The following is a 26,357-nucleotide window of genomic DNA, read 5'->3' on the forward strand; positions in this document are numbered from 1 at the left end:
TAAAAGGGTAATATAGCCATCAAACGGCTTTATTTTGGACAGGAAGGAGGAATCTTCATGAAGCACATTTTGCAGACATTTTTAGGGGATTCCCACACTCAATCGTTTATCAAAGAACTGAAAAAAGGCCAGGACCACCAGCTGATCTCGGGCTTATCCGGCAGCGCGCGGCCGATTTTTTACCAGACGGTCCATGAAGAACTGGACAAGCCGCTGCTCGTCGTGACGCCGAATTTGCTGCATGCCCAAAGGGTCTATGACGATTTGGTCAGGCTCATGGGAGAGCGGCACGTGCGTTTGTATCCAGCGGAAGAAACGATCGCCGCAGATATTGCATTTTCCGGACCGGAACTGCGTGCCCACCGCATCGACACGCTCGACCATATGAAATCGACCGGCAAAGGCATTTACGTCACGCCGGTTTCCGGCTTGCGCAAATTATTGCCGTCCCCGGCACAATGGGACGGGGCGACGTTGCGCGTTGCGGACGGAGATGAACTCGAGACCGAGAACTGGCTATTGAAGCTTGTTGCAATGGGCTATTCCCGCACGACAATGGTCACTTCACCCGGCGAATTCGCCTTGCGCGGCGGCATCCTTGATGTCTATCCGCTGCATTTCGAGCATCCAGTGCGCATTGAACTATTCGATACGGAAGTCGATTCCATCCGCCTGTTCTCCGCAGAAGACCAGCGCTCGCTTGAGAAAATCGAGTCGCTGTGCATTTTGCCGGCTGTCGAATTGGTGTTGTCAGCAGGACAGAAGCGTGTATTGGCAGACCGAATCGAAGATCAATTGACCGAGAGTTTGAAGAAGCTCAAGGATGACGATACGAAAGAGTTGATGCTGCAATACGTACAGCATGATATCGATACACTCCGGAGCGGCGACGAACCGGAACAGCTGGCGAAGTACGCCGCTTTGGTCGACTCGCAATCCGCTTTTCTCGGGGATTATTTCCCTGAAGACGGCGTCGTGTTTTTCGATGAGCTCGGGCGCATCCAGGAAATGACCGAAACGCTGGAGCGCGAAGAAGCGGAGTGGACGGTGTCGCTCCTCGAAGAAGGAAAGTTCCTCCACGATGTGCCATTGGCGTACCCGTTCCGTGACGTGTTGTCGAAACTCAAGCAGCCAGCCAATTTCCTGTCGCTCTTTACACGGACTTTCCCGCTCGTCACGATCAAGAAATCGCTCGCCTATTCCTGCAAGCCGATGCAATCGTTCCACGGGCAAATGAATTTACTGCAAGCTGAAATGGAACGCTGGACGCTCGGCAAATTCCGTGTATTCGTCGTGGCAAGCGGCGAAGAACGGCTGCAAAAAGTACGCTCTGTTTTGGACGATTATGAAATGGAAGCTGAAATCATTACCGAAAAAACCATCGTGCAAGACGGCAAAACCTATCTCGTCGACGGCGAATTGTCGAGCGGCTTTGAAATGCCGCTGCAGCGCATGGCGGTCATTACAGATGCGGAATTGTTCAAAAAGCAGCCGAAGAAAAAAACCCGCGCACAAAAATTGACCAATGCCGAGCGCATCAAGAGCTATTCGGAGATCAAGCCGGGCGATTATATCGTCCATATCCATCACGGCATCGGCCGGTTTGTCGGCATTGAGACATTGGAAAGCGGCGGTGTCCATAAAGATTATCTTCACATCGTCTATAAAGGCGATGATAAATTATTTGTGCCGGTCGACAAAATTGACCTCGTCCAAAAATACATCGCCTCGGAAGAAAAAGAGCCGAAGCTCCATAAGATGGGCGGCGTCGAATGGAAGAAGACACGCACGAAAGTATCGGCGGCCGTACAGGATATCGCTGATGACTTGATCAAGCTATATGCCGAACGCGAAGCGCTCGAAGGTTTTACGTTCAGCGAAGACCAGGACATGCAGCGCCAATTCGAAACGGAATTCCCTTACGAGGAAACGCCTGACCAATTGCGCTCCATCGACGAAGTGAAAAAAGACATGGAAAGAAAACGCCCGATGGACCGCTTGATCTGCGGCGATGTCGGCTACGGCAAAACGGAAGTCGCCATTCGCGCGGCGTTCAAAGCCGTGCTAGACGGCAAGCAAGTGGCGTTCCTCGTGCCGACCACCATTCTCGCCCAGCAGCATTTTGAAACGATGAGCGAGCGTTTCAAGGATTACCCGATGGAAGTCGGCCTCATGAGCCGCTTCCGTTCGAAAAAACAGCAAACCGAAACGGTCAAAGGCTTGAAGAACGGTTCAGTCGATGTCGTCGTCGGCACGCACCGCATATTATCGAAAGATGTCGTGTATAAAGATCTCGGCTTGTTGATCATCGATGAAGAGCAGCGTTTCGGGGTGACCCATAAAGAGAAAATCAAGCAGTTGAAATCGACGGTGGATGTATTGACCTTGACGGCTACGCCGATTCCGCGTACTTTGCACATGTCGATGATCGGCGTGCGCGACCTGTCCGTCATCGAGACGCCTCCTGCCAACCGGTTCCCGGTGCAGAGCTATGTCATGGAACATAATGGCGGGCTCGTGCGCGAAGCGATTGAACGCGAGATGGCGCGCGGCGGCCAAGTGTTTTATTTATACAACCGGGTGAGCGACATGACCCGCAAAGTGGACGAGATCCAGCAGCTCGTTCCGGAAGCGCGCGTCGGCTATGCCCATGGGCAGATGTCCGAGACCGAACTCGAATCGATCATTCTCGGCTTCCTCGATGGCGAATACGATGTCCTCGTGACGACGACGATCATCGAAACCGGCATCGACATCCCGAACGTCAATACGCTCATCGTCTATGACGCCGACCGCATGGGCTTGTCGCAGCTCTATCAATTGCGCGGGCGCGTCGGGCGCTCGAGCCGTGTGGCGTATGCCTATTTCATGTATCAGCGCGATAAAGTGCTGACCGATGTCGCAGAAAAGCGCTTGATGGCCATCAAGGAATTCACCGAACTCGGCTCGGGCTTTAAAATTGCCATGCGCGATTTGTCGATCCGCGGGGCGGGCAATTTGCTTGGCTCCCAGCAGCACGGCTTTATCGACTCGGTCGGTTTCGATTTGTATTCGCAAATGCTCGAAGAAGCGATCGAAGAACGCCGCACCGGCATGAAGAAAGAAGTCGTGCCGGAAGTGGAAATCTCGCTGACGGAAGACGCGTATATTCCAGACAGTTATATTGCCGACGGTTACCAGAAGATCCAAATGTATAAGCGTGTCAAAAACATGGAAACTGCAGAAGAAATGATCGACTTGCAGGATGAATTGATCGACCGCTTCGGCGATTTGCCGATCGAAGCCGAGCAATTGCTGCGCATCGCCCGCATGAAAGTCTGGGCACGCGCTGCCGGTGTCGACTCGATCAAGCAGCAAGGCGACCGTGTCACTATCAAATTGAGCGATACCGGAACGGAAGCGATGGACGGCGGAAAAGTCGTCGAAGCTTCCGGCAGCTACGGCCGTGCAGTCGGCTTCACGATGAACGGCCAGGCACTCGTTTTAACTATAGACGGCAAGAAGACCGGCAAGCACCATCCATTTGATGTGCTTGAAGGCATGATGGAGATTTTAGCCGACTCTGTTAGGGAAGAGGCTTCTGTCGGGTGATGCGGGGGACAAGCAGATGACGGCGCAGCATTCGATGGCCAGTTTCTTGAAAGGTGCCGCGTTGCTTACGCTCGCAGGGTTTGTCGTCAAACTGCTGAGCGCTGTTTACCGGGTGCCGTTTCAGAACCTGGTCGGCGACGAGGGCTTTTATATTTATCAGCAAGTTTATCCATTCGTGGCGATTTTCGGCATTTGGACGTCCTACGGCTTTGCAGTCGCTGTATCGAAATTATTGGCGGAGCAGCACGATTCAAAGCATGCCGGCATTTTACGAACGGCTACCTGGCTTATGGTAATTCTTTCCGCCTCAGCATTTGCCGCGCTCTATTTCGGGGCTGGCATGCTGGCAAGCTGGATGGGCGATCCTTTGCTTGCCGGATTGCTGCGGGCAGGGGCGTTTGCGGTCGTCTTCATGGCACCGCTTGCAATTATGAAAGGCCGACTTCAGGCAACTGGCAATATGGCACCGGTCGCTACGGCTCAAGTCGCAGAACAGGCAGTGCGCGTCTCGGTCATTTTGATCGGCGCATTTGCTGCCGTCAGCTATGGCCTCTCGCTTTATGTCGCGGGGCAAGTGGCAATCGCCGGTGCCGGTGCCGGCGCATTCGCGGCTGTGCTGTTATTATGGCGTTCTTATCGGAGTCAAAGAGAGCGCCCCATTGGCACTTTCGACCGGGGGATGGCGAAGAACCTGCTGTTTACGAGCCTTAGCGTCAGCATGAGTTCGCTGTTATTGGTGCTGTTTCAGCTGGTCGATTCGTTTACTGTCTATCGCCTGCTCGAACAGCCGCTCGGGACAGAGGCCGCCATGGAACAAAAAGGCATCTATGACCGTGCGCAACCCCTTGTGCAATTCGGGATTTTATTGGCGACTTCTTTGACGCTGTCGCTCGTGCCGCTTATTGCCCGTACGATGCAGGAAAAAAGCGGCCGCAGCCCGGCACTTTACGCGAGCCTCGCTTTTCGTGTGTCCGTGTTGTTTGCTGTCGCCGCATCTGCTGGGTTGACGCTGGTTATGCCTTATGTCAATGAAGCTTTATTTAAGACGCCGGACGGATCTGTTGCACTCATCGTTTTTAATTGGCAAATCGTTTCGATGTCACTTGTGCTGGTGATGACGGCGATTCTGTACGGTTTCGGAAAAATCCGCTTGCCGGCGCTGTTATTGTTTATCGGCTTGATTCTGAAATTGGCTGGCAATTTATTGCTCGTGCCACTGTACGGCATCACCGGAGCAGCGCTTGCCGGCAATATTGGCTTGGTCTTTATTGCGGCAGCGCTCATCTGGTATTTTAAGAAAGTTTGGCCGCTGCAATTTGCTCACGCCCGTTTTTACGGCTGGCTCACGGCAGCGTCTGTGGCGATGACGATCGCGGTGTACGCCTTTGTAATGGTGCTCGTGCCGCTATTGCCATGGTCCGGCCGGTGGGAAGCCGTATTCATCACACTGACTGCCGTGCCGCTCGGCGCTGCCGTGTTTTTACTGGTGGTGGCAAAATCACGGATCATCACAGAAAAGGAATGGTACATTATCCCGTTCGGACGCCGGCTGGCTGCGTTGCAATTGGCGCTCAATCCACGAAAGAAAAGGAGTTAGACAATGCATACCATTCATATACTCGGCCTTGGCGCCGGGGATCTTCTGCAATTGCCGCTCGGCGTATACCGTACCTTGAAAGAGGCGGACCCGCTTTACTTACGGACAGCGGATCACCCGGTCGTTACAGAGCTGGAAACAGAAGGCTTACGTTACAAGAGCTTTGATGCAATTTACGAAAAGCATGACGATTTTGCGCCGGTTTATAAGGAAATCGCCGAGACGCTTATTGCGCTTGCGGAAAACGTATCCGTTTATTACGCAGTGCCGGGACATCCGCTCGTTGCAGAACAGACGGTACAATTTTTGATCGAAGCAGAAAAACAAGGGCGCTGTGAATTGTCGATCGCCGGGGGGCAAAGCTTTTTGGACGCTATATTCGGCGCGTTGCGCATCGATCCGATCGAAGGCTTCCAGCTGGTCGACGGCATCGGCCTCGACAGCGACCGGTTGAATATGACCGAACACATTTTGATCGCGCAAGTGTATGACCAATTCAGCGCATCCGAAGTGAAACTATCGCTGATGGAGAAATACCCGGAAGATTACCCGGTAACGATTGTTACAGCCGCAGGGGCCACTTCAGAGCGCCTGCGTACGGTGCCGCTCCACGAACTCGACCGTTCGGCGGAAATCGATAATTTGACGACTGTCTACGTGCCGCCTGCAACGGAGCAGACGCAGCGGTTGAAAGAATGGCAGACATTCCGTGAAATCATCGCGAAACTGCGCAGTCCTGAAGGCTGCCCGTGGGACCGCGAGCAGACACATGAATCACTGCGTCCTTATTTACTCGAAGAAGCGCACGAATTGCTGCAGGCGATCGAAGAGGAAGATGACGAAGCCATCGCGGAAGAACTCGGCGATGTGCTGCTGCAAGTATTCTTGCACGCGCAAATCGGCCAAGACAGCGGCTATTTCCAACTCGAAGATGTGCTAGAAGCCATTAGCGATAAAATGATCCGCCGCCATCCGCATGTGTTCAGTGATGTGGAAGTGGCGTCGTCAGATGAAGTCGTGGATAATTGGCAAGCAATCAAGCGCCAGGAAAAACCGGCGGGCGAATCGCTGCTCGATGGCCAGGACCGCTACAGCTCGTCTCTCTTGACCTCGTATAATTACCAGAAGAAAGCAGCGAAAGTGGGCTTTACCTGGAAAGACGCGGACGGCGCGTGGGCGAAGTTCGAAGAGGAATTGCAGGAGTTCAAGATCGAAGTGGCGAATGGTTCAAAAGACCAGCAGCTCGATGAATTCGGCGACTTGTTGTTCACGCTCGTCAACATCGCGCGTTTTTACGGCTTGTCGCCCGAACAGGCGATGGTCCAGGCGAACCGCAAATTCCGCACGCGCTTTTCGCACGTGGAGCAGCGCGCGAAAGAAGGCGGCCGTACGTTTTCAGATTACACACTAGACCAGCTCGACGGCTTCTGGAACGAAGCGAAAGCTGGACACGGAGAGGACGAAAATCATGAGACTCGATAAATTCCTGAAAGTATCCCGTTTGATCAAGCGCCGCACTTTGGCGAAAGAAGTAGCCGATCAAGGCCGCATTTTGGTCAATGGCAATAAAGCGAAAGCGAGCAGCGTCGTTAAAGAAGGCGACGAACTGCAGATCCGCTTCGGGCAAAAAGTGGTCACTGCCCGCATCGACCAATTGCGCGAAAACGTCCGCAAAGAACAGACTGCGGAAATGTACACGATCCTGAACGAAGAAAAGCTTGATAAAGTGGACCCGAGCTTTGTGGACGACGAAGCATAAAGAATGAAAAAGAACCCAGCCGGTTAGCGGTTGGGTTCTTTTTGTATGTTGAAAAAAATATTGTGAACAGTTGGAGTGGAATAGTGATGAGGGAAGATTGCGCTTCAAATGCTGCTTTCCCGGGGCGGGCGTCGAGCCTCCTCGTCGCGCAAAAATCATGCGCTCCTGTGGGGTCTCTCAAACCCGCTGATCCCTCAGGCGTCGCCGCCCTACACTCCATCTCTAGGTTTCGAATGGTGGTTAATTGCGTCACCCTCTCAATTTAGTAAATGAAGAAATAAAGTGCACTTTTTCTCGGTAGACCAGTTTACTGATTTTGTTCAGCACATGCATTGCCAACTAAGCGACGTACTCAAAGGCAGACGAGTCATACAAAACCGGAACCATCTTACTTATTTACTTCAATGAAATATCCAAGCCGCCACGCGCACAAGGGTGAGCCGAAGCAATGAGACAGCGAATTTCTGGCTCATTGCGAAAGGCCAACCCCAAGCGGGGCAGCGACTAACAAAGCGATGCAAAATACAATGAACGAACCTCGTCGCACATAAACTTCATGACCCAACTCGCTTAACCAATTAAGCTACTTACCCCAAAAGCGGACGAGCCGTACAGAACTGAATCCATCTGACTCATTCGATTCAACGAAATATCTAAGCCCCTCGCGCTTAAGGGTGAAGCGAAGCCAAGAGACAGGCGTTCTTCCTGGCTCATGGCGGGAGCTCAACCCCGAGCGAGGCGGCGGCTACCAAAGTGATGACAAAACACAGCTTCCTTCTCCATACATGAAAACGCCACTCCGCTAAAATTCACCAACCCGAATGAAGAGCCTCGCCAGTTGCAGGCAAGGCTCTTCATTCGTATCAATAAGTTCAATCACCCATCAAAGTTACGAGCACCGCTTTTTGGGCATGCAGGCGGTTTTCGGCTTCCTGAAAAATGACCGAATGGGGGCCTTCCAAAATATCGGTCGTCACTTCTTCCTCGCGATGCGCCGGGAGGCAGTGCATAAAGATGTAATCCGCTTTCGCGTGCTGAACCAGTTCCGCGTTCACTTGGAATCCTTCAAAATCATTCAAACGTTTAATGGCTTCGGCTTCCTGACCCATGCTCGCCCAGACATCCGTATAAATGGCATCGCTGTTTTTCACGGCTTCGACGGGATCATGGGTCACCGTCACCACAGAACCGCTATCTTTTGCGATGACTTGCGCGAGTTCGACCATTTCCGCCTGCGGCTCATAGCCTTTCGGGGCGGCGATCGCGATGTCGAGCCCGACTTTTGCGGCACCGATCATCAAGGAATTGGCCATATTATTGCCATCTCCGATATACGCCAGCTTGCGGCCTTTCAACTCGCCGAAATGTTCGATGAGCGTCATGAGATCGGCCAGCACTTGACACGGGTGGTAATCGTCGGTCAAGCCGTTGATGACGGGAATCGAGCTGAACTTGGCGAGCTCTTCCACAGCGGACTGATGGAATGTGCGGATCATCAAGCCGTCCAAATACCCCGATAGCACACGGGCCGTATCGGCAATCGTTTCACCGCGGCCAAGCTGGGTATCCTGGGAACTCAAGAACATTGCGTGCCCACCGAGCTGCAGCATGCCGGCTTCAAACGACACGCGCGTGCGGGTCGACGATTTCTCGAAGATCATGCCGAGCACTTTTCCTTTCAAGAGCGGCAAATGTTTATTTTCCGGTTTCTTTAATTCAATCGCTAAATTAAGCAAATCAAGAATTTCCTCGGTGCTATAGTCTTTCAATGAGAGAAAATCTTCCTGGGCAACAGTTGGGGCAAGCGGCATGATCATCGTCATTGGGCAAGCACTCCTTTCAAGCGTTCAGATTGGGTTTTTTGGCTTGCGGCGTAAGCGGCCGCAGTTTCCGGGCGTGACCAGGCATGGAGGCGGTGGATGGCCGCTTGCGCCATGCGGCCAGCGTCAGGTGTTTCGGAAAAGTCGATATAGGCGGCAGCCTCTTTCGATAATAACCACTCGTTAAAAGACAGTTGGTCTTCGGTCACGATCGTGAAGCCTTGTGCGCGCCAAGAATTGAGTTGCTCATAATCGGCGCTGTCCCGGGCGGCGAATAGCGTTGAGCCTGTTGCAAGTTTCGCCAACTGGACGGAAGCGCCAGTCAATGCTTTCTCGAGCGCTTCTTCAAACAGCTTGGCTGTACCGATCACTTCACCGGTCGACATCATCTCGGGCGATAGGACCGGGGACAAGCCAGGCAATTTAATATGGGAGAACACCGGCGCTTTGACGGTAAAGTCCGGTTGTCCGTTATACATGTCTTCAATGCCGAGCTCATCGTACGGCACACCGAGCAATAAAGCGGTAGCGTGCTGAACGAGCGGCACATCCGTCACTTTCGAGCTGATTGGCGCCGTGCGCGATGCCCGCGGATTAATTTCCATGACGAATAATTGATCTTCTTCGTAGACGAATTGGATATTGAAAAGCCCGGTGTAGTCAAGCTGCCTCGCAATATGCTGGGCGGTATCCACCAGTTTTTGCTGCTGGCCTTCGGTGAGCGTTACGGGCGGTGTGCTCGCGATGCTGTCGCCGGAATGGACGCCGGTTCCTTCAATGTGCTCGAAAATCGCCGACACCCAAACATTGTCGCCATCCGTTAAAATATCGGCTTCGGCTTCTTTGCCGGTGACGAAATGGTCGACCAATACTGGAAACGCTTTGTCCGCGCCCGCGAGCCAAGCATCAAGCTCCGCTTGGTTGTGAAGCACGATCATGCCGCGTCCACCGATGACATAAGAAGGGCGAAGCAAGACCGGGAAGCCGAGCTTTTCTGCTGCCGGCAGTACTTCTTCCGGCGCATTCGCCGTCGTCCCGGGGATGGTCGGCAAGCCGATCGACTCGAGAAAGGCATAAAAGCGGTCGCGGTCTTCCATTTGGTCCAGCAAATCGACCGATGAGCCGAGCACGGTAATGCCCGCTTCTTCCAATGCTTTCGCCAAATTAAGCGAAGTCTGTCCGCCGAACTGGAGGATGACTTGGTGTATGCCCTCAAATTCCAGGACGTTCAAGACATCTTCCGCCGTGATCGGTTCGAAATAAAGTGCATCTGCCACTTCGTAATCGGTGCTGACGGTTTCTGGGTTGTTGTTGATCATGACGGCTTCATAGCCAAGCTTCTGTGCGGCCATAACACTGTGCACGCAGCAATAATCAAATTCGATGCCTTGCCCGATGCGGATTGGGCCGGATCCGACGACTGCGACTTTTTTCGCGCCTTTTGAACGGTCGACGTCTGCGGCATTGTCCCATGTGGAATAGAAATAATTTGTATTCGAACGGAACTCAGCGGCGCATGTGTCGATCATCCGGTAAGCTGGCGCAATTTTATAGCTTCTGCGTTGTCCCCAAATTTCAGCTGCCGGCACATTCCAAATATCGGCCATTTGCTGGTCGCTAAAGCCGAGCTTTTTCGCCTGCAATAAGCGATCGGCGGTTACGTTGTTCCAGCTGATCGATTTGAGGTCTTGCCACTCTGTAACAATATTCGATAAAACGTATAAGAAATAAGGCGTGATGCCGGTGATGGCATGCAGTTCATCAGTGGTTTTTCCGCGGATGAGCAATTCGAACAGCACGAACAAACGGCGGTCGTCCGGCTTCATTGCGAGTTCCAGTAAATCGCCCGTCGGCAATGAGGAGATGGCAGGCAGGCGGAACCCGTCTATCGGAAGTTCAAGCGAGCGCAGCGCTTTTTGCATAGCGGCTTCCATGCGGCGCTCGATCGCCATCACTTCGCCGGTCGCCTTCATCTGCGTGCCGAGCGTGCGGTCCGCTAAAGGAAATTGGTCGAACGGCCAGCGCGGGATTTTCAAGGCGACGTAATCGAGTGCCGGCTCGAAGCTGGCGTAGGTCGTGCCGGTCACCGGGTTCTTCAATTCATCGAGCGTATAGCCGATTGCGAGCTTGGCGGCGATCTTCGCGATCGGGTAGCCGGTCGCTTTGGAAGCGAGCGCGGATGAGCGGCTGACGCGCGGGTTGACTTCAATCAAAAAATAATCGGAGGTTTCCGGATGGAGGGCGAACTGCACATTGCAGGCGCCGATGATGCCGAGCGCTTCGATGATGTTGATGCAAGACGTGCGCAACATGTGAAAATCCGGATCGTTCAAAGTTTGGCTCGGCGCGACGACGATCGAATCTCCGGTATGCACACCGACCGGATCCAAGTTCTCCATATTGCAGACCGTGATGCATGTGCCCGCTGCATCGCGCATCACTTCATACTCGATTTCCTTATAGCCGGCGATGCTCGTCTCGACGAGGCATTGCTTGATCGGGCTCGCCGACAAGCCTTGCGTGACCAGCTTGATATAAGTTGCTTCGTCGCTTGCGATGCCGCCGCCGAAACCGCCGAGCGTATAGGCGGGGCGGACGATTACGGGATAGCCCGTGCGCTCTGCGAAAGCGAGCGCGCCGTCGAGCGAATAGATGATGTCGCTGTCCGGTACCGGTTCACCGAGTTGCTTCATCAAGGAGCGGAACTGGTCGCGGTCTTCGGCTTTTTTGATGGCGGTCATATCGGTGCCGAGCAATTCGACGCCGTATTGTTCCAAGATGCCGGCATCGGCCAGCGCCATTGCCAAATTCAATCCGGTCTGGCCGCCGACGGTCGCAAGCAAGCCATCGGGACGTTCTTTCTCGATGATGTTCGTAGCGGATTCGAGCGTCATCGGTTCGAAATATACTTTGTCCGAGACGCTTTCATCGGTCATGATCGTTGCCGGGTTGTTATTGATGAGCACCACTTCGATGCCTTCTTCTTTTAGAGCCAAGCACGCTTGGGTGCCGGAATAGTCGAACTCAGCGGCTTGCCCGATGACGATGGCGCCGGATCCGATGACGAGCACTTTTTCAATAGAGTCTAATTTAGGCATGCATTTTCACCTTCTTCATTTCATTTGCAGTCTCCAGGAACTGGTGGAACAAAGCGAGATGATCCGCTGGGCCAGGAGCTGCTTCCGGATGGAATTGAACCGTCGTAATCGGCAATTGCGGATGGATCAAGCCTTCGATGCTGCCGTCGTTGACGTTTTCATACAGTATCTCGAACGGCGTTTCATTCAAGCTCTCCGCTTCGACGACATAGCTATGATTTTGGGAGCTCATGCTAACGCGTCCGGTCTTATTGTTTTTGACGGGATGGTTGGCCCCGCGATGGCCGTAAGCGAGCTTCGCTGTTTTCGCGCCGAAAGCAGCAGCCAGCACCTGATGGCCGAGGCAAATGCCGAACGACGGATAGCGTTCTGCCCAGTCGCGATAGACCGGCAAGCGGCTGTTCAATGCTTGCGGGTCCCCCGGGCCGTTCGAGAACAATAGCCCGTCAACGCCGAGAGATTCAGGAAGGTCGGCTGCCCCGTTATAAGGGATGATGCTCACTGTGCAGCCGAGAGCGAGCAATTCTTTTAAAATAGAAGCTTTGTAATGGAAATCGACCAGGCCGATATGCAAAGGGCCTTCGCCGATTTGCTTCGTCTCTGCCGCTTCGCTGGCCGGGAAAAAGTCGGTCTTGATCATTTGCCACGGCTGTTCAGTCGTGTTCTCGTGAAGCAGCTGCGCCGGCATGGTGCCCGTTTCACGAACCTGTTGGATGACTGAGCGTGTATCGATGCCGCTCAGGAGTGGAACGCCTTGCGCTTCGGCGAATTGTGCCAGCGAAATTGCCTGTTTGGGTAACGGGCCCGCATACAGCTCTGCAACGATGATGCCCGAGGCTTGGATTTTTTCAGATTGTGCATAAAGTGATTCGATGCCGTATTGGCCGATCAATGGATAGGAAAAAACGATGACCTGCCCTTTATAGGAAGGGTCGGTAATGACTTCCTCATAGCCTGTCATGCCGGTGAAAAAGACGACCTCTCCCTGTACCACCGCTTGTGTGCCGTGCCACGATCCCGTAAATGATGCGCCATTCGCCAAAATCAATTTTCCTGTCATGCTCCACACTCCTTTTATGAATATATATGCATAATAAGTAATTTTTATAATAAATGATGTGTCCTGTATTATAATGTTGCATAAAAATTAAGTCAACAGTATTTTTATTAATTGTCAGGGGTATTGGTTAAATTCCGGTAAAATGCAGGAAAAAAGGAGAAAGGGCTTACAGAAAATCTTTTTAAATGGAATGTTTTTCATGTATAATAATCACAAAATCAGTAGGGAAGGGGCGTCCATAAGTGAAGAGAGAGAAAATGCATGGAAATCTGGGAGTGACCCCGCTGCAAAATGAATACACGCGGGCTGCAGAAATTGAAGACGCACGAAAAAAGCGGCATAAAGTAGTATTGTACAGACGCTTGGCGGTGTTCGGCTTGGTGGTGCTGTTGACGAGCATTTGGCTGGGTTCAACCATTTATGCACAATCCCAGACCATTGCCGGCAAAGAACAGCTGCAGCAGGAAAAGCTGGCCGAGCTTGAGGAAGTCCAGAAGCAGCAGGCTAAGCTCGAAGAACAGATCCGTTTGCTGAACGACGACGATTATGTATCGAAGCTGGCGCGTAAAGATTATTTCCTGTCGGATGAGGGCGAGATTATTTTCACCTTGCCGAATGATGGCGAGAAACCACAAGAAGATGGCGAAGAAAAAGAGTAGTCGGTTGACACTCTTCCTTTCATCGCTATAATTAAAGGTGGGATCAGTCCCGCAAACTGTCAATTTGGCCCGAATTTGGAGTCATCTTAAATTTTAAGGAGGAGCATTTTTTTTATGTCGATTGAAGTAGGCAGCAAGTTAGAAGGAAAAGTCACGGGTATTACAAACTTTGGAGCGTTCGTACAGCTTCCAACCGGTGCAACAGGCCTCGTGCATATTAGTGAAGTCGCCGACAACTATGTGAAAGATATTAACGATCACTTGAAAGTTGGCGAAATGGTAGAAGTGAAAGTGATGAATGTAGAAGCAGACGGGAAAATCGGTTTGTCGATCCGCAAAGCGAAGCCTCAGCCAGAAGGCGGCACAAGCCGTCCAAGCCGTCCGCGTCCGAACAATCGTTCTTTTGACCGCGCCCCTAAGGAAACCTTCGAAACGAAGATGGCAAAATTCCTGAAAGACAGCGAAGACAACCTGTCGACGCTAAAGCGTGCCACAGAATCCAAGCGTGGCGGTCGTGGAGCGAAAAGAGGCTAACTTGCTAGCTGTTTTAATAGCATAGAGAAAATGCTTCAACTTAGTTGAACTGTGAAGATGGAACGCTTCTCCTTTCGGGGAGGGCGTTTTTTTATCGCCCGAAAAGTGCGAAGCGGTAGGAGAATGGGAGGCGTTTGTCTAAGTAAGTAGACAGCTCAGCAGGCTTTCGTCCTGCACGATACAGCGGAAAGGTGTGGAAAGGATGGAACAACAGCAAGTCCTTCAGGCATTTGACGACTACGAAGTCTACATGGAATCGCTCCAAAAGACCTTATCCGAATCCGATGACGCACATAAGCCGATCGCAGACGGCAAATGGTCAATCGCGCAGATGGTCATGCATCTCGCAGAATGGGACCGTTTTATCCGCAGCGAGCGGCTGCCGCACATGAAGGAAGGGGCGCATCTGGATCCTCTGCCAGAAGTTGATGAATTCAACCGCCGTGCCATCGATAAAGCCGACACGATGGATTTTTCGTCCATTGTCACACAAGCTATTGAAGAACGCCGTTTGTTGAAAGAGCGGCTGGCATCTGCCACTCCAAGTCAATGGAATGCCGTGTTCTACGTTGATGATAAGAACATGACGATGGGTCGCTATTTCGGGGATCTCACCGAACACGATGCCCACCATTTCAAGCAGATCGATACTTTTTTAACATAAAAAAAGCGCCCTCCATGATGGAGGGCGCTGCTTATGATAGGATGGCGGCAGAGGGGATCGAACCCCCGACCTCACGGGTATGAACCGTACGCTCTAGCCAGCTGAGCTACGCCGCCTTGTTCAAACGAACAGTTTATATCATACTATCCTTAATACATATATGTCAATTAGCATTTTATGTTTTTGCGATATTTATTTTATTCAGGCTGGAAAATAAACAGAACAGGAGGGCATGCCGTGAATCATTATGAACAAACGATGCTTGCATACCATACAAAACACGGGTTATTCGAAACTGGCGAGCGGCTCGTCATCGGCGTTTCGGGCGGCATCGATTCGATGGTTCTTTTGCATTTTCTCTCGAAAAAGCGGCATCAATTGGGCGTACACCTCACAGCAGTGCATATCGATCACATGCTGAGGGGGGAACAATCTGCGCAAGACCGCCGCTTCGTCGAGCAGCATTGCCAGCTGTGGGAGGTGCCGTGTGAAAGTTTTGCAGTCCCTATCCCTGCGATTTTAGCTGAAAATGGTGGAAACACGCAAAGTGTCTGCCGGAACGAGCGCTACCGGATATTCGAGCAAGTGATGGAAAAAACGGAATCCACCGTCCTCATCACGGCCCATCATGCAGACGACCAATTGGAGACGATTTTGATGGAAGGCATGCGCGGCAGCCTGCGAAACGGGGCTTTTGGCATGCGCATCAAGCGGCCATTTGGCGGCGGCATGCTCGTCCGGCCGCAGCTTGCTGTCACCAAGCGGGAAATTGCCCAGTATGCGGAACTGGACAAAGTGCCATACCGCGAAGACCCGAGCAATGCCAGTGACGCTTACACGCGCAACCGTATCCGCAAGACCATCGTGCCGGCGATGGCACAAGAAAACCCTCGCGCTTCGTTACACTTTTCCGAGCTTGCCGAACAGATTAATGAAGATGCAGCGTTCCTCCAGCAGCTCGCCGTACAAACGCTAAAGGAATTGCTGCTATCGGGTCAGGAATTGCTTATTTCTGCCGAAAGTTTCAGAAGCCATCCCTCTGCTTTACAAAAAAGGATGGTTCTACTACTATTAAACTATCTATATGATGACAAGCGAGTGTTAATAACGAGCCATTTGGCGGAACAAGTGCGCGAGCTGCTGCAAAGTTCCTCGGGCACTGTTTTTTTACATTTGCCGCAAAATTATATGATGATACGCCAATACGACCAGGTATTCTTTGAAAAATCAAAAGAATTCCTCCAGCGCCAGCGGGCGGATATCGGCCATGTTTGGTCGCCGCCTGTCCTGGGTTCCCGTTACCGGGTTGTGCCAGTGGGCGAGGAGCCGGAAGCAGAGAATGCCGTTTTTTGGTATTTCCACTCCGAAGAGACGGATTTTACGCTCCGCGGAAGGGAGCCTGGCGACCGCATCTTGCTTGCGGGCATGAACCAGGCGAAAAAACTGGCGCGGCTGATGATTGATGAGAAGATCCCATCGCAACAGCGGGACAACTGGCCAATCATCGTAGCCGGAACAAATCGAGTATTACTGGTGCCCGGTTTGCGCACCGCCGCTTGCCTGAGCCGGACCAAGCGTTCGGAAGACAACCGAGTATTAGTTGAACAATGCATAGACTATGCAAAATGAGGAAGAAACTAGGAGGCCCACCATGCTACAAAAGGACATTAAAGAAGTATTGATCAGCGAACAACAGCTTCAGGAAAAAGCACGCGAACTCGGCGACACATTGACGCGTGATTATGAAGGGAAATACCCGCTTGCCATCGGCGTATTAAAAGGCGCTATGCCATTCATGGGCGACCTCATGAAACGTTTTGACGGTTATGTGGAAATGGATTTCATGGATGTTTCAAGCTATGGAAACGCAACGGTTTCTTCAGGCGAAGTCAAAATTGTCAAGGATTTGAACGCAAGCGTCGAAGGCCGTGACTTGCTGATCATCGAAGACATTATCGACAGTGGGCTGACACTGAGCTATTTGGTAGACTTGTTCAAATACCGCAAAGCGAATTCCATTAAAATTGTCACTCTTCTCGACAAGCCAACTGGCCGCAAAGTGGACTTAAAAGCGGATTATATCGGCTTTGAAGTGCCGGATGCGTTCGTTGTCGGCTACGGCTTGGACTACGCAGAAAAGTACCGCAACCTTCCATATATTGGAATTCTTAAGCCGGCTGTCTATAGCGGCGAAGAGGAATAGTCAAAGAACGTTCAAAGAGCCGATGATTTCAAGCATGCCGTAAAGGCTTTTCATTGTATGCATTTTTGTCCCTGTGTTAGTATTTAGTATAGTTTTGGGAAACTTTGTGAGGAGGCGCGGGATGAATCGAATATTCCGATACACCATATTTTATCTACTGATATTCCTAGTCATCATCGGTATTCTAGGAACTTTCAATAATAGCAACCAACCGACGCAAAATATTAGCTATAACGAATTCTTGGAAGCACTGAACGCGGGTGAGATTGAGAACGTCACAATCCAGCCTGACGCACAAGTGTACGAAGTAACCGGTGAACTGGCCAGTTACGATGAAGGCGAATCGTTTGTGACCAATGTGCCGATCGAGAACGAAGCATTGGTAGCACAAATCGATGAGCTTGCAACAGCACAAGAAGGAGTGGAAGTCGAGTTTTTGAAAGCGCCGCAAACTAGCGGATGGGTTTCATTCTTCACCGGCATCATTCCATTCATCATCATCTTCATCCTGTTCTTCTTCTTGCTCAACCAATCACAAGGCGGCGGTGGCGGCCGAGTGATGAACTTCGGGAAAAGCAAGGCGAAATTATACGATGACCAGAAACAAAAAGTTCGCTTCGACGATGTAGCCGGAGCGGATGAAGAGAAGCAAGAGCTTGTCGAAGTAGTGGACTTCCTGAAAGATCCGAAACGCTTCGGTGAAATCGGTGCCCGCATTCCGAAGGGGATCTTGCTTGTCGGGCCTCCGGGTACCGGTAAAACTTTGCTTGCCCGCGCAGTAGCTGGCGAAGCAGGCGTGCCGTTCTTCTCCATCAGTGGTTCGGACTTCGTCGAAATGTTCGTCGGTGTCGGGGCTTCACGTGTTCGTGATTTGTTCGAAAACGCGAAGAAAAACGCACCATGTATCATCTTCATCGATGAAATCGATGCAGTCGGCCGCCAGCGCGGCGCCGGCCTTGGCGGCGGGCATGATGAGCGTGAACAAACGCTCAACCAATTGCTCGTCGAAATGGACGGCTTCGGCGCGAACGAAGGCATCATCATCATCGCTGCAACCAACCGTCCGGATATCCTGGATCCGGCACTTCTGCGTCCTGGCCGTTTTGACCGCCAGATCACAGTCGGCCGCCCGGATGTTAAAGGACGCGAAGAAGTGTTGAAAGTTCATGCGCGCAACAAGCCGCTTGACGACACTGTCGACATGAAGGCGATCGCCCAGCGGACGCCTGGCTTCTCCGGGGCAGACCTTGAGAACTTATTGAACGAAGCAGCTCTTGTAGCCGCTCGCCGCAATAAAAAGAAAATCGACATGTCCGATATCGACGAAGCGACAGACCGCGTTATTGCCGGTCCGGCTAAGAAGAATCGTGTCATTTCGAAAAAAGAACGCAATATCGTCGCTTACCACGAATCAGGGCATACCGTAATCGGCCTGATTCTGGATGATGCGGATATCGTCCATAAAGTAACGATTGTCCCGCGCGGCCAGGCTGGCGGATATGCCGTCATGCTGCCACGTGAAGACCGTTACTTCATGACCAAACCAGAACTTCTCGATAAGATTGCCGGCTTGCTAGGTGGTCGTGTTGCAGAGGATATCGTCTTCGGTGAAGTATCCACTGGCGCGCACAATGACTTCCAGCGCGCAACAGCGATTGCCCGCAGCATGGTGACTGAATACGGGATGAGCGATAAGATCGGCCCGATTCAATTCGGCCAATCCCAAGGCGGAAACGTCTTCCTTGGACGCGATTTCAATTCGGATCAAAACTATTCCGATGCCATCGCATTCGAGATCGACCAAGAAATCCAGCGCATTATTAAAGAGCAATATGTCCGGACGAAAGAGATCCTCACGGAAAAACGCGAGCTTCTCGAACTTCTCGCCAACACATTGCTCGAAGTGGAAACACTTGATGCTGCACAAATCATGCATTTGAAAGAACACGGAACCTTACCGGAACGTTCGTATGAAGCCTTGAATGGCCGATACGAAAAAGATGAAGAAGGCGAAACGGATTCAGACGAGGTAAACCCGGATGTGACGGGCGCACCGAATGATCCATCATCAGGAGATTTGCCGGAAGAAGGCTCATCCACTGATTCGCAAGGACCGATCCGAGAAGACCGTAAATAACCGAAAGCCGGCGCCACCCCTGAAAAGGGCTTGGCGCCGGCTTTTTGCTTTTGTAGAATTATGGTATGATGTGTTGGAAATTCAGCAGATAAATGGGGAGAATTTATGATCTTAGTGATGGATACAGGCAATACCAATATCGTCCTTGGCGTATACGATAATGAAACATTGCTGCACCATTGGCGGATGGAAACCGACCGCCACAAAACCGAAGATGAATACGCCATGCAGATCAAAGCATTTTTGAATCATGTCGGACTGGGCTTTGAAGCGATTGACGGCGTCATCATGTCATCCGTCGTCCCGCCGATCATGTTTGCGCTAGAGCGTATGGCGCAAAAATATTTCCACACCAAAGCACTGGTCGTCGGGCCTGGCGTCAAGACCGGCCTCAATATCAAATACGAAAATCCGCGTGAAGTCGGTGCGGATCGTATCGTCAATGCCGTCGCAGCGATACAGGAATATGGCGGCCCCTTGATCATCGTTGACTTCGGCACTGCCAATACCTTCTGTTACATCGACGAAAAAAATCAATACCAAGGCGGTGCCATCGCCCCGGGGATACAAAGCTCGACTGAAGCGCTATACACCCGTGCCTCAAAATTGCCGCGCATTGAAATCGCGCGTCCCGATTCGGTCGTCGGGAAAAATACCATTTCGGCCATGCAGGCGGGCATCGTCTATGGCTACGTCGGCCAAGCAGAAGGCATCATCACCCGCATGAAAAAACAAAGCAAGCAGCATCCGACCGTCATCGCGACAGGCGGACTTGCGCCGTTAATTGCCGCAGAATCGGATATGATCGACCATGTCGACCCGTTTTTGACATTGAAAGGCCTGCACTTCATTTATAAACGCAATCAAGCGTAAGGAAAGGAATGATCACTATGCCAGATTATTTAGTTCGCGGACTTGGTTTTAATGGCAACGTTCGTGCATTTGCAGTCAATACGACAGAAACGGTAGGGGAGGCGCAGCGCCGCCACCAAACATGGCCTGCTGCAACCGCAGCTCTTGGGCGTTTAATGACAGGCGGCGTGATGTTTGGCGCGATGCTTAAAGGAGAAGACCGCGTCACCTTGAAAATCGAAGCAGGCGGGCCGATTGGATATCTATTGGTCGATAGCGACGCCAAAGGCAATGTGCGCGGCTATGTCGCCAACCCGCAAACCCATGTCGACAGCAAAAGCGGAAAGTTGGACGTCAAAGGTGTCGTCGGCACGGATGGCATGCTGTCGGTCGTCAAAGACCAAGGCATGCGCGATTATTTCACAGGACAGACGCCGATTGTCTCCGGGGAAATCGCGGAAGATTTGACCTATTATTTCGTGGTGTCCGAACAAGTGCCTTCTTCTGTTGGCCTGGGTGTTCTCGTTGATACCGATAATTCGGTACTCGCAGCAGGCGGCTTCATCATTCAGTTGATGCCCGATACCGATGACGAAACCATTACATTGATCGAAAAACGCTTGGCAAATATCGAACCGGTCTCGTCCATGATCAAGCGTGGGCTCACCCCTGAAGGTATCCTGGAAGAAGTGCTGGGTGCTGATAACGTCCAGATTCTCGAGAAAATGCCTGTCCAGTTCAAGTGCACTTGCTCAAAAGAAAAATTTGCCGAAGGCCTCATAGGGCTCGGGAAAGAAGAAATTCGCCAAATGATCGACACAGACGGGCAAGCGGAAGCTGAATGCCATTTCTGCCACGAGAAATATCATTACAACAAAGAAGAATTGGAAGCGCTGCTCAATGAACTCGAATCGAAATAACACAACACCACCGAAACAGAAACGCCACTTGAAAACGAAACCCGTATTAATGGTCATCGGTATTTTATTGCTGGCCAATTTGCTATGGTTCATCGCTTGGCTCATTCCAAATGGTAGCAGTGCCGCAAACGAGGAAGTCGCAGCAGTCGATGGCGAGGCAATTACCCGTGCCGAATGGATGGCATCGATGGAACAGCAGCACGGCCGAAGTGCCCTTCTCGAATTGGTCAATGAAAAAGTCATGGCCGCTGCAGCAGATGATTACGGCATCGAAGTATCCGATAAGGAAATCGATCTTGAATTGGCCATGATGCGGACCGCGCAAGACGGTACCGAAGAACTGTTGTACGCCAACGACAACGAACGACAGCGTGAAAAAGTGAAAGCGCAATTAATCTTGGAGAAAGTCTTGACGAAAGATGTCCTCATCGATGACCAGGCCATCAAGGATTTCTATGAAGACAACCGGGCCATCTATGACGTTAAAGATTCATACCGCACAAGCATGATCGTCTTGAATTCCAAAGCGGAAGCGGAAGAGGCGATCAAAGAACTCGACAGCGGCTCGAGCTTTGAAGCGCTTGCCCGCGAGCGTTCCATCGATAACGCCACCGGCAATCTCGGAGGAGATATCGGTTTCGTATCTCCAGGCCAAGAGTCGATCGATTCCCAAATCGCAAAAACGGTCGAATCCATCGAACCCGGCTCGTGGTCTGCCCCGCTGGCACTTGAAGATGGCCGAACCGCCGTCATTATGGTTAAAGAAAAAATCGAAGGCCGTACATTCAGCTACGACGAAGTGAAAGAACATATCAGCCGGGAACTTGCCCTCGAACAATTGCCTCAATCCGTCTCTCCCGAAGCTTTTTGGCAAGAATTCAATGCTGAATGGTTTTACGGCGAAGGGGAATAATACGACGGCGCTCTCCAAAGATTGACAGTTCGCGCCGCAATTGATAGGATAAAATAAATAATGTCGACAAAAATAGTAGGGATTAGGAGTGGTAAACATGGCACGAGTAGGAAATTCAATTACCGAATTGATTGGGCAAACACCGATTGTTAAATTAAACCGGCTGACAGGACCTGAAGATGCGGAAGTTTACGTTAAATTGGAATACTTCAACCCGGGCTCCAGCGTAAAAGACCGGATTGCACTCGCGATGATCGAAGCAGCAGAAAAATCCGGCGACTTAAAAGAAGGCGATACCTTAATCGAACCGACAAGCGGCAATACAGGGATCGGCCTCGCGATGATCGCTGCAGCAAAAGGCTACCGCAGCGTACTCGTCATGCCTGAAACCATGAGCATGGAACGCCGCAACTTGTTGCGCGCATATGGTGCGGAACTAGTGTTAACGCCAGGCCCAGACGGCATGAACGGCCCGAACGGCGCCATCAAGACGGCCGAAAAACTGGCGGCAGAAAACGCCTGGTTCATGCCCCAGCAATTCAATAACGAGGCAAACCCTGAAGTGCACCGTCTGACCACAGGGCCTGAAATCGTCGAAGCGATGGATCAACTGGACGGCTTCATTTCGGGCATTGGGACAGGCGGCACGATTACTGGTGCCGGGCAAGTATTGAAAGAACACTACCCGAATATCCACATCGTAGCTGTCGAACCGACGGATTCCCCGGTCTTGTCCGGCGGGAAACCAGGCCCCCACAAAATCCAAGGCATCGGTGCTGGCTTTGTGCCAGCCGTGTTGAACACAGAAATCTATGATGAAATCATGCAAGTAAGCAATGAGCAATCGTATGAATTTGCCCGCAGAACGGCACGCGAAGAAGGCATTCTTGGTGGTGTGTCATCAGGAGCCGCGATCTACGCAGCGCTTGAACTGGCGAAAAGACTCGGTAAAGGCAAAAAAGTATTGGCGATCTTGCCATCAAACGGTGAACGTTATTTGAGCACTCCGCTTTACCAATTTGACGAAAATAACGGATGATTTGCAGAGCCCCCTGAGAAGAGGGCTCTTTTGTTTGTGCAGAAACCGCAGATTCACGATAAGATAAGAGCAGTTTGAATAATAGTATTTCCCAGGAAATGATCGATTCCTTCAATTCATATATGGACGGTGGAAAAAATGGACTTAAATGTATTCGCAAAAACGCAAGTGATGGGCATATTGAATGTGACACCGGATTCGTTTTCCGATGGCGGGCAATTCGATAATATCGAAAAAGCGCTGGCCCGCGCCAAGCAAATGTTAAAGGATGGAGCTTCCATTATCGATGTAGGCGGCGAATCGACACGCCCTGGCCATACACAAATTTCTGACGAAGAAGAAATCGCTCGGGTAGTGCCGGTCATCCAGGCGCTCAGGGAACAGACAGAGGCAATTATTTCCATCGATACATACAAATCTGCCGTTGCCCAAGCAGCTGTCGAGGCCGGTGCGCATATCATCAATGATATTTGGGGCGCCAAATACGATCCCGAGATCGCCCTGGTGGCTGCAGACAAACAAGTGCCGATCATTCTAATGCACAACCGTGCCGAAGCGGTTTACGATGATTTTTGGCAAGACGCAAAAAAAGACCTTGAAGAAAGCATCCGCATCGCCCGAAATGCAGGCGTTTCGGACAAACACATCTGGCTCGATCCCGGCATCGGGTTCGCTAAGACGCTCGCCCAAAACGTCGAGATGATGCAGCGGCTAGATCAGCTCGTAGCAATGGGCTACCCCGTACTCCTCGGCACTTCCCGTAAATCATTCATCGGTAAATTACTCGATGCAAAAGTCGATGAGCGCTTGGAAGGTTCTCTCGCAACAGCAGCTTTCGGTGTCACGAAAGGCTGCCAAGTCGTGCGTGTCCACGATGTCAAAGAAACGGTGCAGACAGTGAAGATGATGGATTTTTTAACAGGCAAGATAAAAGTGGAGGGATAGACATGGATTATATTCATTTAAACGAAATGGAATTTTACGGTTATCACGGTGTATTTTCGGAAGAACAAAAACTCGGACAGCGTTTCCGGGCGACAGTGACGCTTGCCGTCGATTTAAAACGTGCTGGGGAAACTGACGAACTGGAACATACGGTTCATTACGGTGAAGCGTACGAAACATGTCGCGAAGTTATTGAAGGAGAACCCAAAAAGCTGGTCGAGGCCGTGGCCGAAACAGTAGCTGCTGAATTATTGAGCCAATTTCCGCTGGTCCAGGGAGTCCGCGTTCAATTGATCAAACCTGACCCGCCAATCCCTGGCCATTACAAATCAGTAGCAATCGACATCACCCGAGGCAACTTCCGATGAATGAAGTCTACCTATCCTTGGGCTCGAATTTAGGAGACAGGAAAGCCCAGCTTCAAGAAGCGGTTCGCTTGCTTCAAACGAATCCTTCCATTTCGAACATAAAAATGTCTTCCATCTACGAAACGGCTCCAGTCGGCTATCTCGATCAATATGCATTCCTAAATCTTGTTATCCGATTGGAAACCAGTCTCTCTCCATTAGAGTTGCTGGATATATGCCAAGAAATTGAGCAAGTTTTGCACAGGGAGCGATTGGTTCGTTGGGGCCCGCGCACAGTGGACCTTGATGTGTTGCTGTACGGCCAAGAGCAGGTGGCAACCGAAAGGCTCACCATTCCACATCCCCGCATGTATGAGCGGGCATTCGTGCTTGTGCCTTTACAGGAACTGATGCCCTCCCTCATTCTTCCGGAAGATTTAGAGATGCAGGAAGTACATGTGTGGAAAACGTATAATGACGTAAATACATTTTTGCGTGATGCAAATTAATGAACAAGATTATTTGCAATTAAAAGAACTGCGAAGAAGGGGATTAGAAGTTGCCAAGAAAACGGCAGCTTTTCTTATGTAACGGCACGAAAAATTGTGTACAATGGATAAATACACGAAAGCACGTGGTTTTAACAGAAAAAGGAGTGTAGGATATGTCAGAAGAGTTGAATGACCAATTAGTGGTGCGCCGCCAGAAAATGCAAAACTTCCGTGAGCATGGACTCGACCCATTCGGAAAACGTTTCGAACGCACGCACCTTTCGCAAGAGATCGTCGAGCAATATGACCAATTCTCGAAAGAAGAACTAGAAGAAAAGTCCGCTGAAGTCATTATCGCGGGCCGCATCATGACGAAGCGCGGAAAAGGTAAAGCCGGATTCGCACACCTGCAGGATTTGAAAGGGCAGATCCAAATCTACGTCCGTAAAGACGCAATTGGGGAAGATTCCTATGAATTCTTCAAAACCGCAGACTTGGGAGACATCATCGGCGTCCGCGGCACTGTTTTCAAGACAAACGTCGGCGAACTCTCCGTAAAAGCACAAGAAGTGGAATACCTAACAAAAGCCCTTCGCCCGCTGCCGGAAAAATTCCATGGCTTGAAAGACGTTGAACAACGCTATCGCCAGCGTTATCTTGATCTAATTGTCAGCGAAAATAGCAAAGAGACGTTTATCTTGCGTAGCCGGATCATCCAAGCGATGCGCCGCTATCTGGATAACCAAGGCTTTTTGGAAGTTGAAACACCGATGCTCCATTCAATCGCCGGAGGAGCCACTGCACGTCCGTTCATTACCCATCATAATGCGCTAGATATGCAATTATACATTCGTATTGCTATCGAACTTCATTTGAAACGCCTCATTGTAGGTGGATTAGAAAAAGTTTATGAAATCGGGCGCGTCTTCCGTAACGAAGGCATCTCTACCCGTCATAATCCAGAATTCACTATGCTCGAACTTTACGAAGCATATGCTGATTACAATGACATCATGTCCTTGACAGAGAACTTAATTGCACACACTGCACAGGAAGTCCTTGGCACAACCACTGTCCGTTATGGAGAAGAAGACATCAATCTAGCTCCGGGCTGGAAACGTCTGCACATGGCAGATGCAGTTAAAGACTACACTGGTGTAGATTTCTGGCAGCACATGTCGAAGGAAGAAGCACAAGCGCTCGCTAACGAACATGGAATTGAAATCAAACCGACTATGGAAGTTGGCCATATTCTCAATGAATTCTTCGAACAAAAAGTCGAAGAACAATTAGTCCAGCCTACATTCATTTATGGGCACCCAGTTGAAATTTCTCCCCTTGCCAAGAAGAATCCTGAAGACGAGCGATTCACAGATCGCTTTGAATTATTTATCGTGCGGAGAGAACATGCAAACGCCTTTACAGAATTGAATGATCCGATCGATCAGCGCGAACGTTTTGAAGCGCAGCTCATAGAAAAAGAAGAAGGAAACGATGAAGCTCATGAAATGGATGATGACTTTATCGAAGCTTTGGAATACGGTCTTCCTCCAACAGGCGGCTTAGGAATCGGAATTGACCGCCTGGTTATGCTACTAACTAACTCAGCATCGATACGAGACGTGTTATTATTCCCTCAGATGCGGCCAAAAGAATAAATTGGAAGTGAAAAGTGGGTGAGCTGTTTAGCTTACCTGCTTTTTTTAAAAAAACTATTGCGCTCATCAC

Annotated in this window: 21 protein-coding genes and 1 tRNA gene; 18 read left to right on the top strand and 4 right to left on the bottom strand. The window is 51.0% G+C overall.

Features of this window, described 5'->3' with window-relative positions; translation table 11 throughout:
- The first annotated feature begins 57 nt into the window (after positions 1-57).
- From mfd to M1Q06_RS00295, 4 genes are read left to right on the top strand one after another with little or no spacing between them, the layout of a single operon-like run.
- Entirely contained in the window at positions 58-3,591 is a 3,534-nt protein-coding gene (mfd, locus tag M1Q06_RS00280) for a transcription-repair coupling factor (protein ID WP_434400897.1), read from the top strand.
- Positions 3,592-3,607: 16 nt separating this feature from the next.
- Positions 3,608-5,188, top strand: a complete 1,581-nt coding sequence (locus tag M1Q06_RS00285) for a putative polysaccharide biosynthesis protein (RefSeq protein WP_434400899.1) — start codon at positions 3,608-3,610, stop codon at positions 5,186-5,188.
- A gap of 3 nt (positions 5,189-5,191) precedes the next feature.
- The gene (gene mazG, locus M1Q06_RS00290) at positions 5,192-6,670 is read left to right on the top strand and encodes a nucleoside triphosphate pyrophosphohydrolase (protein ID WP_434400901.1); all 1,479 of its coding nucleotides are present in this window, start codon (positions 5,192-5,194) and stop codon (positions 6,668-6,670) included.
- Positions 6,657-6,947: an RNA-binding S4 domain-containing protein gene (locus tag M1Q06_RS00295; protein ID WP_058382220.1), complete on the top strand. Its 291-nt coding sequence runs from the start codon at positions 6,657-6,659 to the stop codon at positions 6,945-6,947. The genes mazG and M1Q06_RS00295 overlap by 14 nt, the downstream gene beginning before the upstream one ends.
- Positions 6,948-7,819: 872 nt before the next feature.
- On the opposite strand, the gene argF is transcribed toward M1Q06_RS00295, so the two are convergent.
- From argF to M1Q06_RS00310, 3 genes are read right to left on the bottom strand one after another with little or no spacing between them, the layout of a single operon-like run.
- Entirely contained in the window at positions 7,820-8,770 is a 951-nt protein-coding gene (gene argF / locus M1Q06_RS00300) for an ornithine carbamoyltransferase (protein WP_404467014.1), read from the bottom strand.
- Complete coding sequence (locus M1Q06_RS00305) at positions 8,767-11,865, bottom strand: carbamoyl phosphate synthase large subunit (RefSeq protein WP_101805178.1); 3,099 nt, start codon at positions 11,863-11,865, stop codon at positions 8,767-8,769. The genes argF and M1Q06_RS00305 overlap by 4 nt, the downstream gene beginning before the upstream one ends.
- Positions 11,858-12,925 carry a carbamoyl phosphate synthase small subunit gene (locus M1Q06_RS00310; protein ID WP_434400904.1) on the bottom strand — a complete coding sequence of 356 codons (1,068 nt, stop codon included), beginning with the start codon at positions 12,923-12,925 and terminating at the stop codon, positions 11,858-11,860. Before M1Q06_RS00310 ends, M1Q06_RS00305 begins: the two co-directional genes overlap by 8 nt.
- 257 nt (positions 12,926-13,182) lie before the next feature.
- On the opposite strand from M1Q06_RS00310, the gene M1Q06_RS00315 reads away from it, so the two are divergent.
- From M1Q06_RS00315 to M1Q06_RS00325, 3 genes are all read left to right on the top strand, one after another.
- Complete coding sequence (locus M1Q06_RS00315; RefSeq protein ID WP_434400906.1) at positions 13,183-13,584, top strand: FtsB family cell division protein; 402 nt, start codon at positions 13,183-13,185, stop codon at positions 13,582-13,584.
- A gap of 114 nt (positions 13,585-13,698) precedes the next feature.
- Complete coding sequence (locus tag M1Q06_RS00320) at positions 13,699-14,118, top strand: S1 domain-containing RNA-binding protein (RefSeq protein ID WP_058382215.1); 420 nt, start codon at positions 13,699-13,701, stop codon at positions 14,116-14,118.
- Positions 14,119-14,320: 202 nt separating this feature from the next.
- On the top strand, positions 14,321-14,782 hold the full coding sequence (locus M1Q06_RS00325) for a DinB family protein (protein ID WP_434400908.1): 462 nt from the start codon (positions 14,321-14,323) through the stop codon (positions 14,780-14,782).
- A 42-nt stretch (positions 14,783-14,824) separates the two neighbouring features.
- Here the strand turns inward: M1Q06_RS00325 and M1Q06_RS00330 are convergent.
- Positions 14,825-14,898, bottom strand: a tRNA-Met gene (locus tag M1Q06_RS00330).
- A 121-nt stretch (positions 14,899-15,019) separates the two neighbouring features.
- On the opposite strand from M1Q06_RS00330, the gene tilS reads away from it, so the two are divergent.
- The 11 genes from tilS to lysS all read left to right on the top strand — a co-directional run bounded on the left by tilS (position 15,020) and on the right by lysS (position 26,287).
- Positions 15,020-16,411, top strand: a complete 1,392-nt coding sequence (tilS, locus tag M1Q06_RS00335) for a tRNA lysidine(34) synthetase TilS (protein ID WP_434400910.1) — start codon at positions 15,020-15,022, stop codon at positions 16,409-16,411.
- 22 nt (positions 16,412-16,433) lie between these two features.
- Entirely contained in the window at positions 16,434-16,985 is a 552-nt protein-coding gene (hpt, locus tag M1Q06_RS00340; protein ID WP_058382213.1) for a hypoxanthine phosphoribosyltransferase, read from the top strand.
- Between the two features lie 121 nt (positions 16,986-17,106).
- Complete coding sequence (gene ftsH, locus M1Q06_RS00345; protein ID WP_434400913.1) at positions 17,107-19,122, top strand: ATP-dependent zinc metalloprotease FtsH; 2,016 nt, start codon at positions 17,107-17,109, stop codon at positions 19,120-19,122.
- Positions 19,123-19,227: 105 nt separating this feature from the next.
- Entirely contained in the window at positions 19,228-19,995 is a 768-nt protein-coding gene (locus M1Q06_RS00350) for a type III pantothenate kinase (protein WP_101189168.1), read from the top strand.
- Positions 19,996-20,012: 17 nt separating this feature from the next.
- Positions 20,013-20,894 carry an Hsp33 family molecular chaperone HslO gene (gene hslO / locus M1Q06_RS00355; RefSeq protein ID WP_058382210.1) on the top strand — a complete coding sequence of 294 codons (882 nt, stop codon included), beginning with the start codon at positions 20,013-20,015 and terminating at the stop codon, positions 20,892-20,894.
- The gene (locus M1Q06_RS00360; RefSeq protein ID WP_101189169.1) at positions 20,875-21,807 is read left to right on the top strand and encodes a peptidyl-prolyl cis-trans isomerase; all 933 of its coding nucleotides are present in this window, start codon (positions 20,875-20,877) and stop codon (positions 21,805-21,807) included. Before hslO ends, M1Q06_RS00360 begins: the two co-directional genes overlap by 20 nt.
- A 97-nt stretch (positions 21,808-21,904) precedes the next feature.
- The gene (cysK, locus tag M1Q06_RS00365; RefSeq protein ID WP_434400916.1) at positions 21,905-22,846 is read left to right on the top strand and encodes a cysteine synthase A; all 942 of its coding nucleotides are present in this window, start codon (positions 21,905-21,907) and stop codon (positions 22,844-22,846) included.
- Between the two features lie 138 nt (positions 22,847-22,984).
- A complete protein-coding gene (folP, locus tag M1Q06_RS00370; RefSeq protein ID WP_434400918.1) occupies positions 22,985-23,791 on the top strand; it encodes a dihydropteroate synthase in 807 nt (268 codons plus the stop codon).
- A 2-nt stretch (positions 23,792-23,793) separates the two neighbouring features.
- A complete protein-coding gene (gene folB / locus M1Q06_RS00375; protein ID WP_434400920.1) occupies positions 23,794-24,159 on the top strand; it encodes a dihydroneopterin aldolase in 366 nt (121 codons plus the stop codon).
- Positions 24,156-24,647, top strand: a complete 492-nt coding sequence (gene folK / locus M1Q06_RS00380; RefSeq protein WP_434400922.1) for a 2-amino-4-hydroxy-6-hydroxymethyldihydropteridine diphosphokinase — start codon at positions 24,156-24,158, stop codon at positions 24,645-24,647. The genes folB and folK overlap by 4 nt, the downstream gene beginning before the upstream one ends.
- 155 nt (positions 24,648-24,802) lie before the next feature.
- Positions 24,803-26,287, top strand: a complete 1,485-nt coding sequence (gene lysS, locus M1Q06_RS00385; protein ID WP_434400924.1) for a lysine--tRNA ligase — start codon at positions 24,803-24,805, stop codon at positions 26,285-26,287.
- The last annotated feature ends 70 nt before the right edge of the window (positions 26,288-26,357 follow it).

Origin of the sequence: Planococcus sp. 11815 (genome assembly GCF_051096385.1) — a bacterium.
GTDB classification, from domain to species: Bacteria; Bacillota; Bacilli; order Bacillales_A; family Planococcaceae; genus Planococcus; species Planococcus citreus.

What these genes read in the sequence shown, in the direction of transcription:
- mfd (WP_434400897.1), top strand. Translation starts at nt 58, where the DNA reads ATGAAGCACATTTTGCAGACATTTTTAGGGGATTCCCACACTCAATCG.
- M1Q06_RS00285 (WP_434400899.1), top strand. Translation starts at nt 3,608, where the DNA reads ATGACGGCGCAGCATTCGATGGCCAGTTTCTTGAAAGGTGCCGCGTTG.
- mazG (WP_434400901.1), top strand. Translation starts at nt 5,192, where the DNA reads ATGCATACCATTCATATACTCGGCCTTGGCGCCGGGGATCTTCTGCAA.
- M1Q06_RS00295 (WP_058382220.1), top strand. Translation starts at nt 6,657, where the DNA reads ATGAGACTCGATAAATTCCTGAAAGTATCCCGTTTGATCAAGCGCCGC.
- argF (WP_404467014.1), bottom strand. Translation starts at nt 8,770, where the DNA reads ATGACGATGATCATGCCGCTTGCCCCAACTGTTGCCCAGGAAGATTTT.
- M1Q06_RS00305 (WP_101805178.1), bottom strand. Translation starts at nt 11,865, where the DNA reads ATGCCTAAATTAGACTCTATTGAAAAAGTGCTCGTCATCGGATCCGGC.
- M1Q06_RS00310 (WP_434400904.1), bottom strand. Translation starts at nt 12,925, where the DNA reads ATGACAGGAAAATTGATTTTGGCGAATGGCGCATCATTTACGGGATCG.
- M1Q06_RS00315 (WP_434400906.1), top strand. Translation starts at nt 13,183, where the DNA reads ATGCATGGAAATCTGGGAGTGACCCCGCTGCAAAATGAATACACGCGG.
- M1Q06_RS00320 (WP_058382215.1), top strand. Translation starts at nt 13,699, where the DNA reads ATGTCGATTGAAGTAGGCAGCAAGTTAGAAGGAAAAGTCACGGGTATT.
- M1Q06_RS00325 (WP_434400908.1), top strand. Translation starts at nt 14,321, where the DNA reads ATGGAACAACAGCAAGTCCTTCAGGCATTTGACGACTACGAAGTCTAC.
- hpt (WP_058382213.1), top strand. Translation starts at nt 16,434, where the DNA reads ATGCTACAAAAGGACATTAAAGAAGTATTGATCAGCGAACAACAGCTT.
- ftsH (WP_434400913.1), top strand. Translation starts at nt 17,107, where the DNA reads ATGAATCGAATATTCCGATACACCATATTTTATCTACTGATATTCCTA.
- M1Q06_RS00350 (WP_101189168.1), top strand. Translation starts at nt 19,228, where the DNA reads ATGATCTTAGTGATGGATACAGGCAATACCAATATCGTCCTTGGCGTA.
- hslO (WP_058382210.1), top strand. Translation starts at nt 20,013, where the DNA reads ATGCCAGATTATTTAGTTCGCGGACTTGGTTTTAATGGCAACGTTCGT.
- M1Q06_RS00360 (WP_101189169.1), top strand. Translation starts at nt 20,875, where the DNA reads ATGAACTCGAATCGAAATAACACAACACCACCGAAACAGAAACGCCAC.
- cysK (WP_434400916.1), top strand. Translation starts at nt 21,905, where the DNA reads ATGGCACGAGTAGGAAATTCAATTACCGAATTGATTGGGCAAACACCG.
- folP (WP_434400918.1), top strand. Translation starts at nt 22,985, where the DNA reads ATGGACTTAAATGTATTCGCAAAAACGCAAGTGATGGGCATATTGAAT.
- folB (WP_434400920.1), top strand. Translation starts at nt 23,794, where the DNA reads ATGGATTATATTCATTTAAACGAAATGGAATTTTACGGTTATCACGGT.
- folK (WP_434400922.1), top strand. Translation starts at nt 24,156, where the DNA reads ATGAATGAAGTCTACCTATCCTTGGGCTCGAATTTAGGAGACAGGAAA.
- lysS (WP_434400924.1), top strand. Translation starts at nt 24,803, where the DNA reads ATGTCAGAAGAGTTGAATGACCAATTAGTGGTGCGCCGCCAGAAAATG.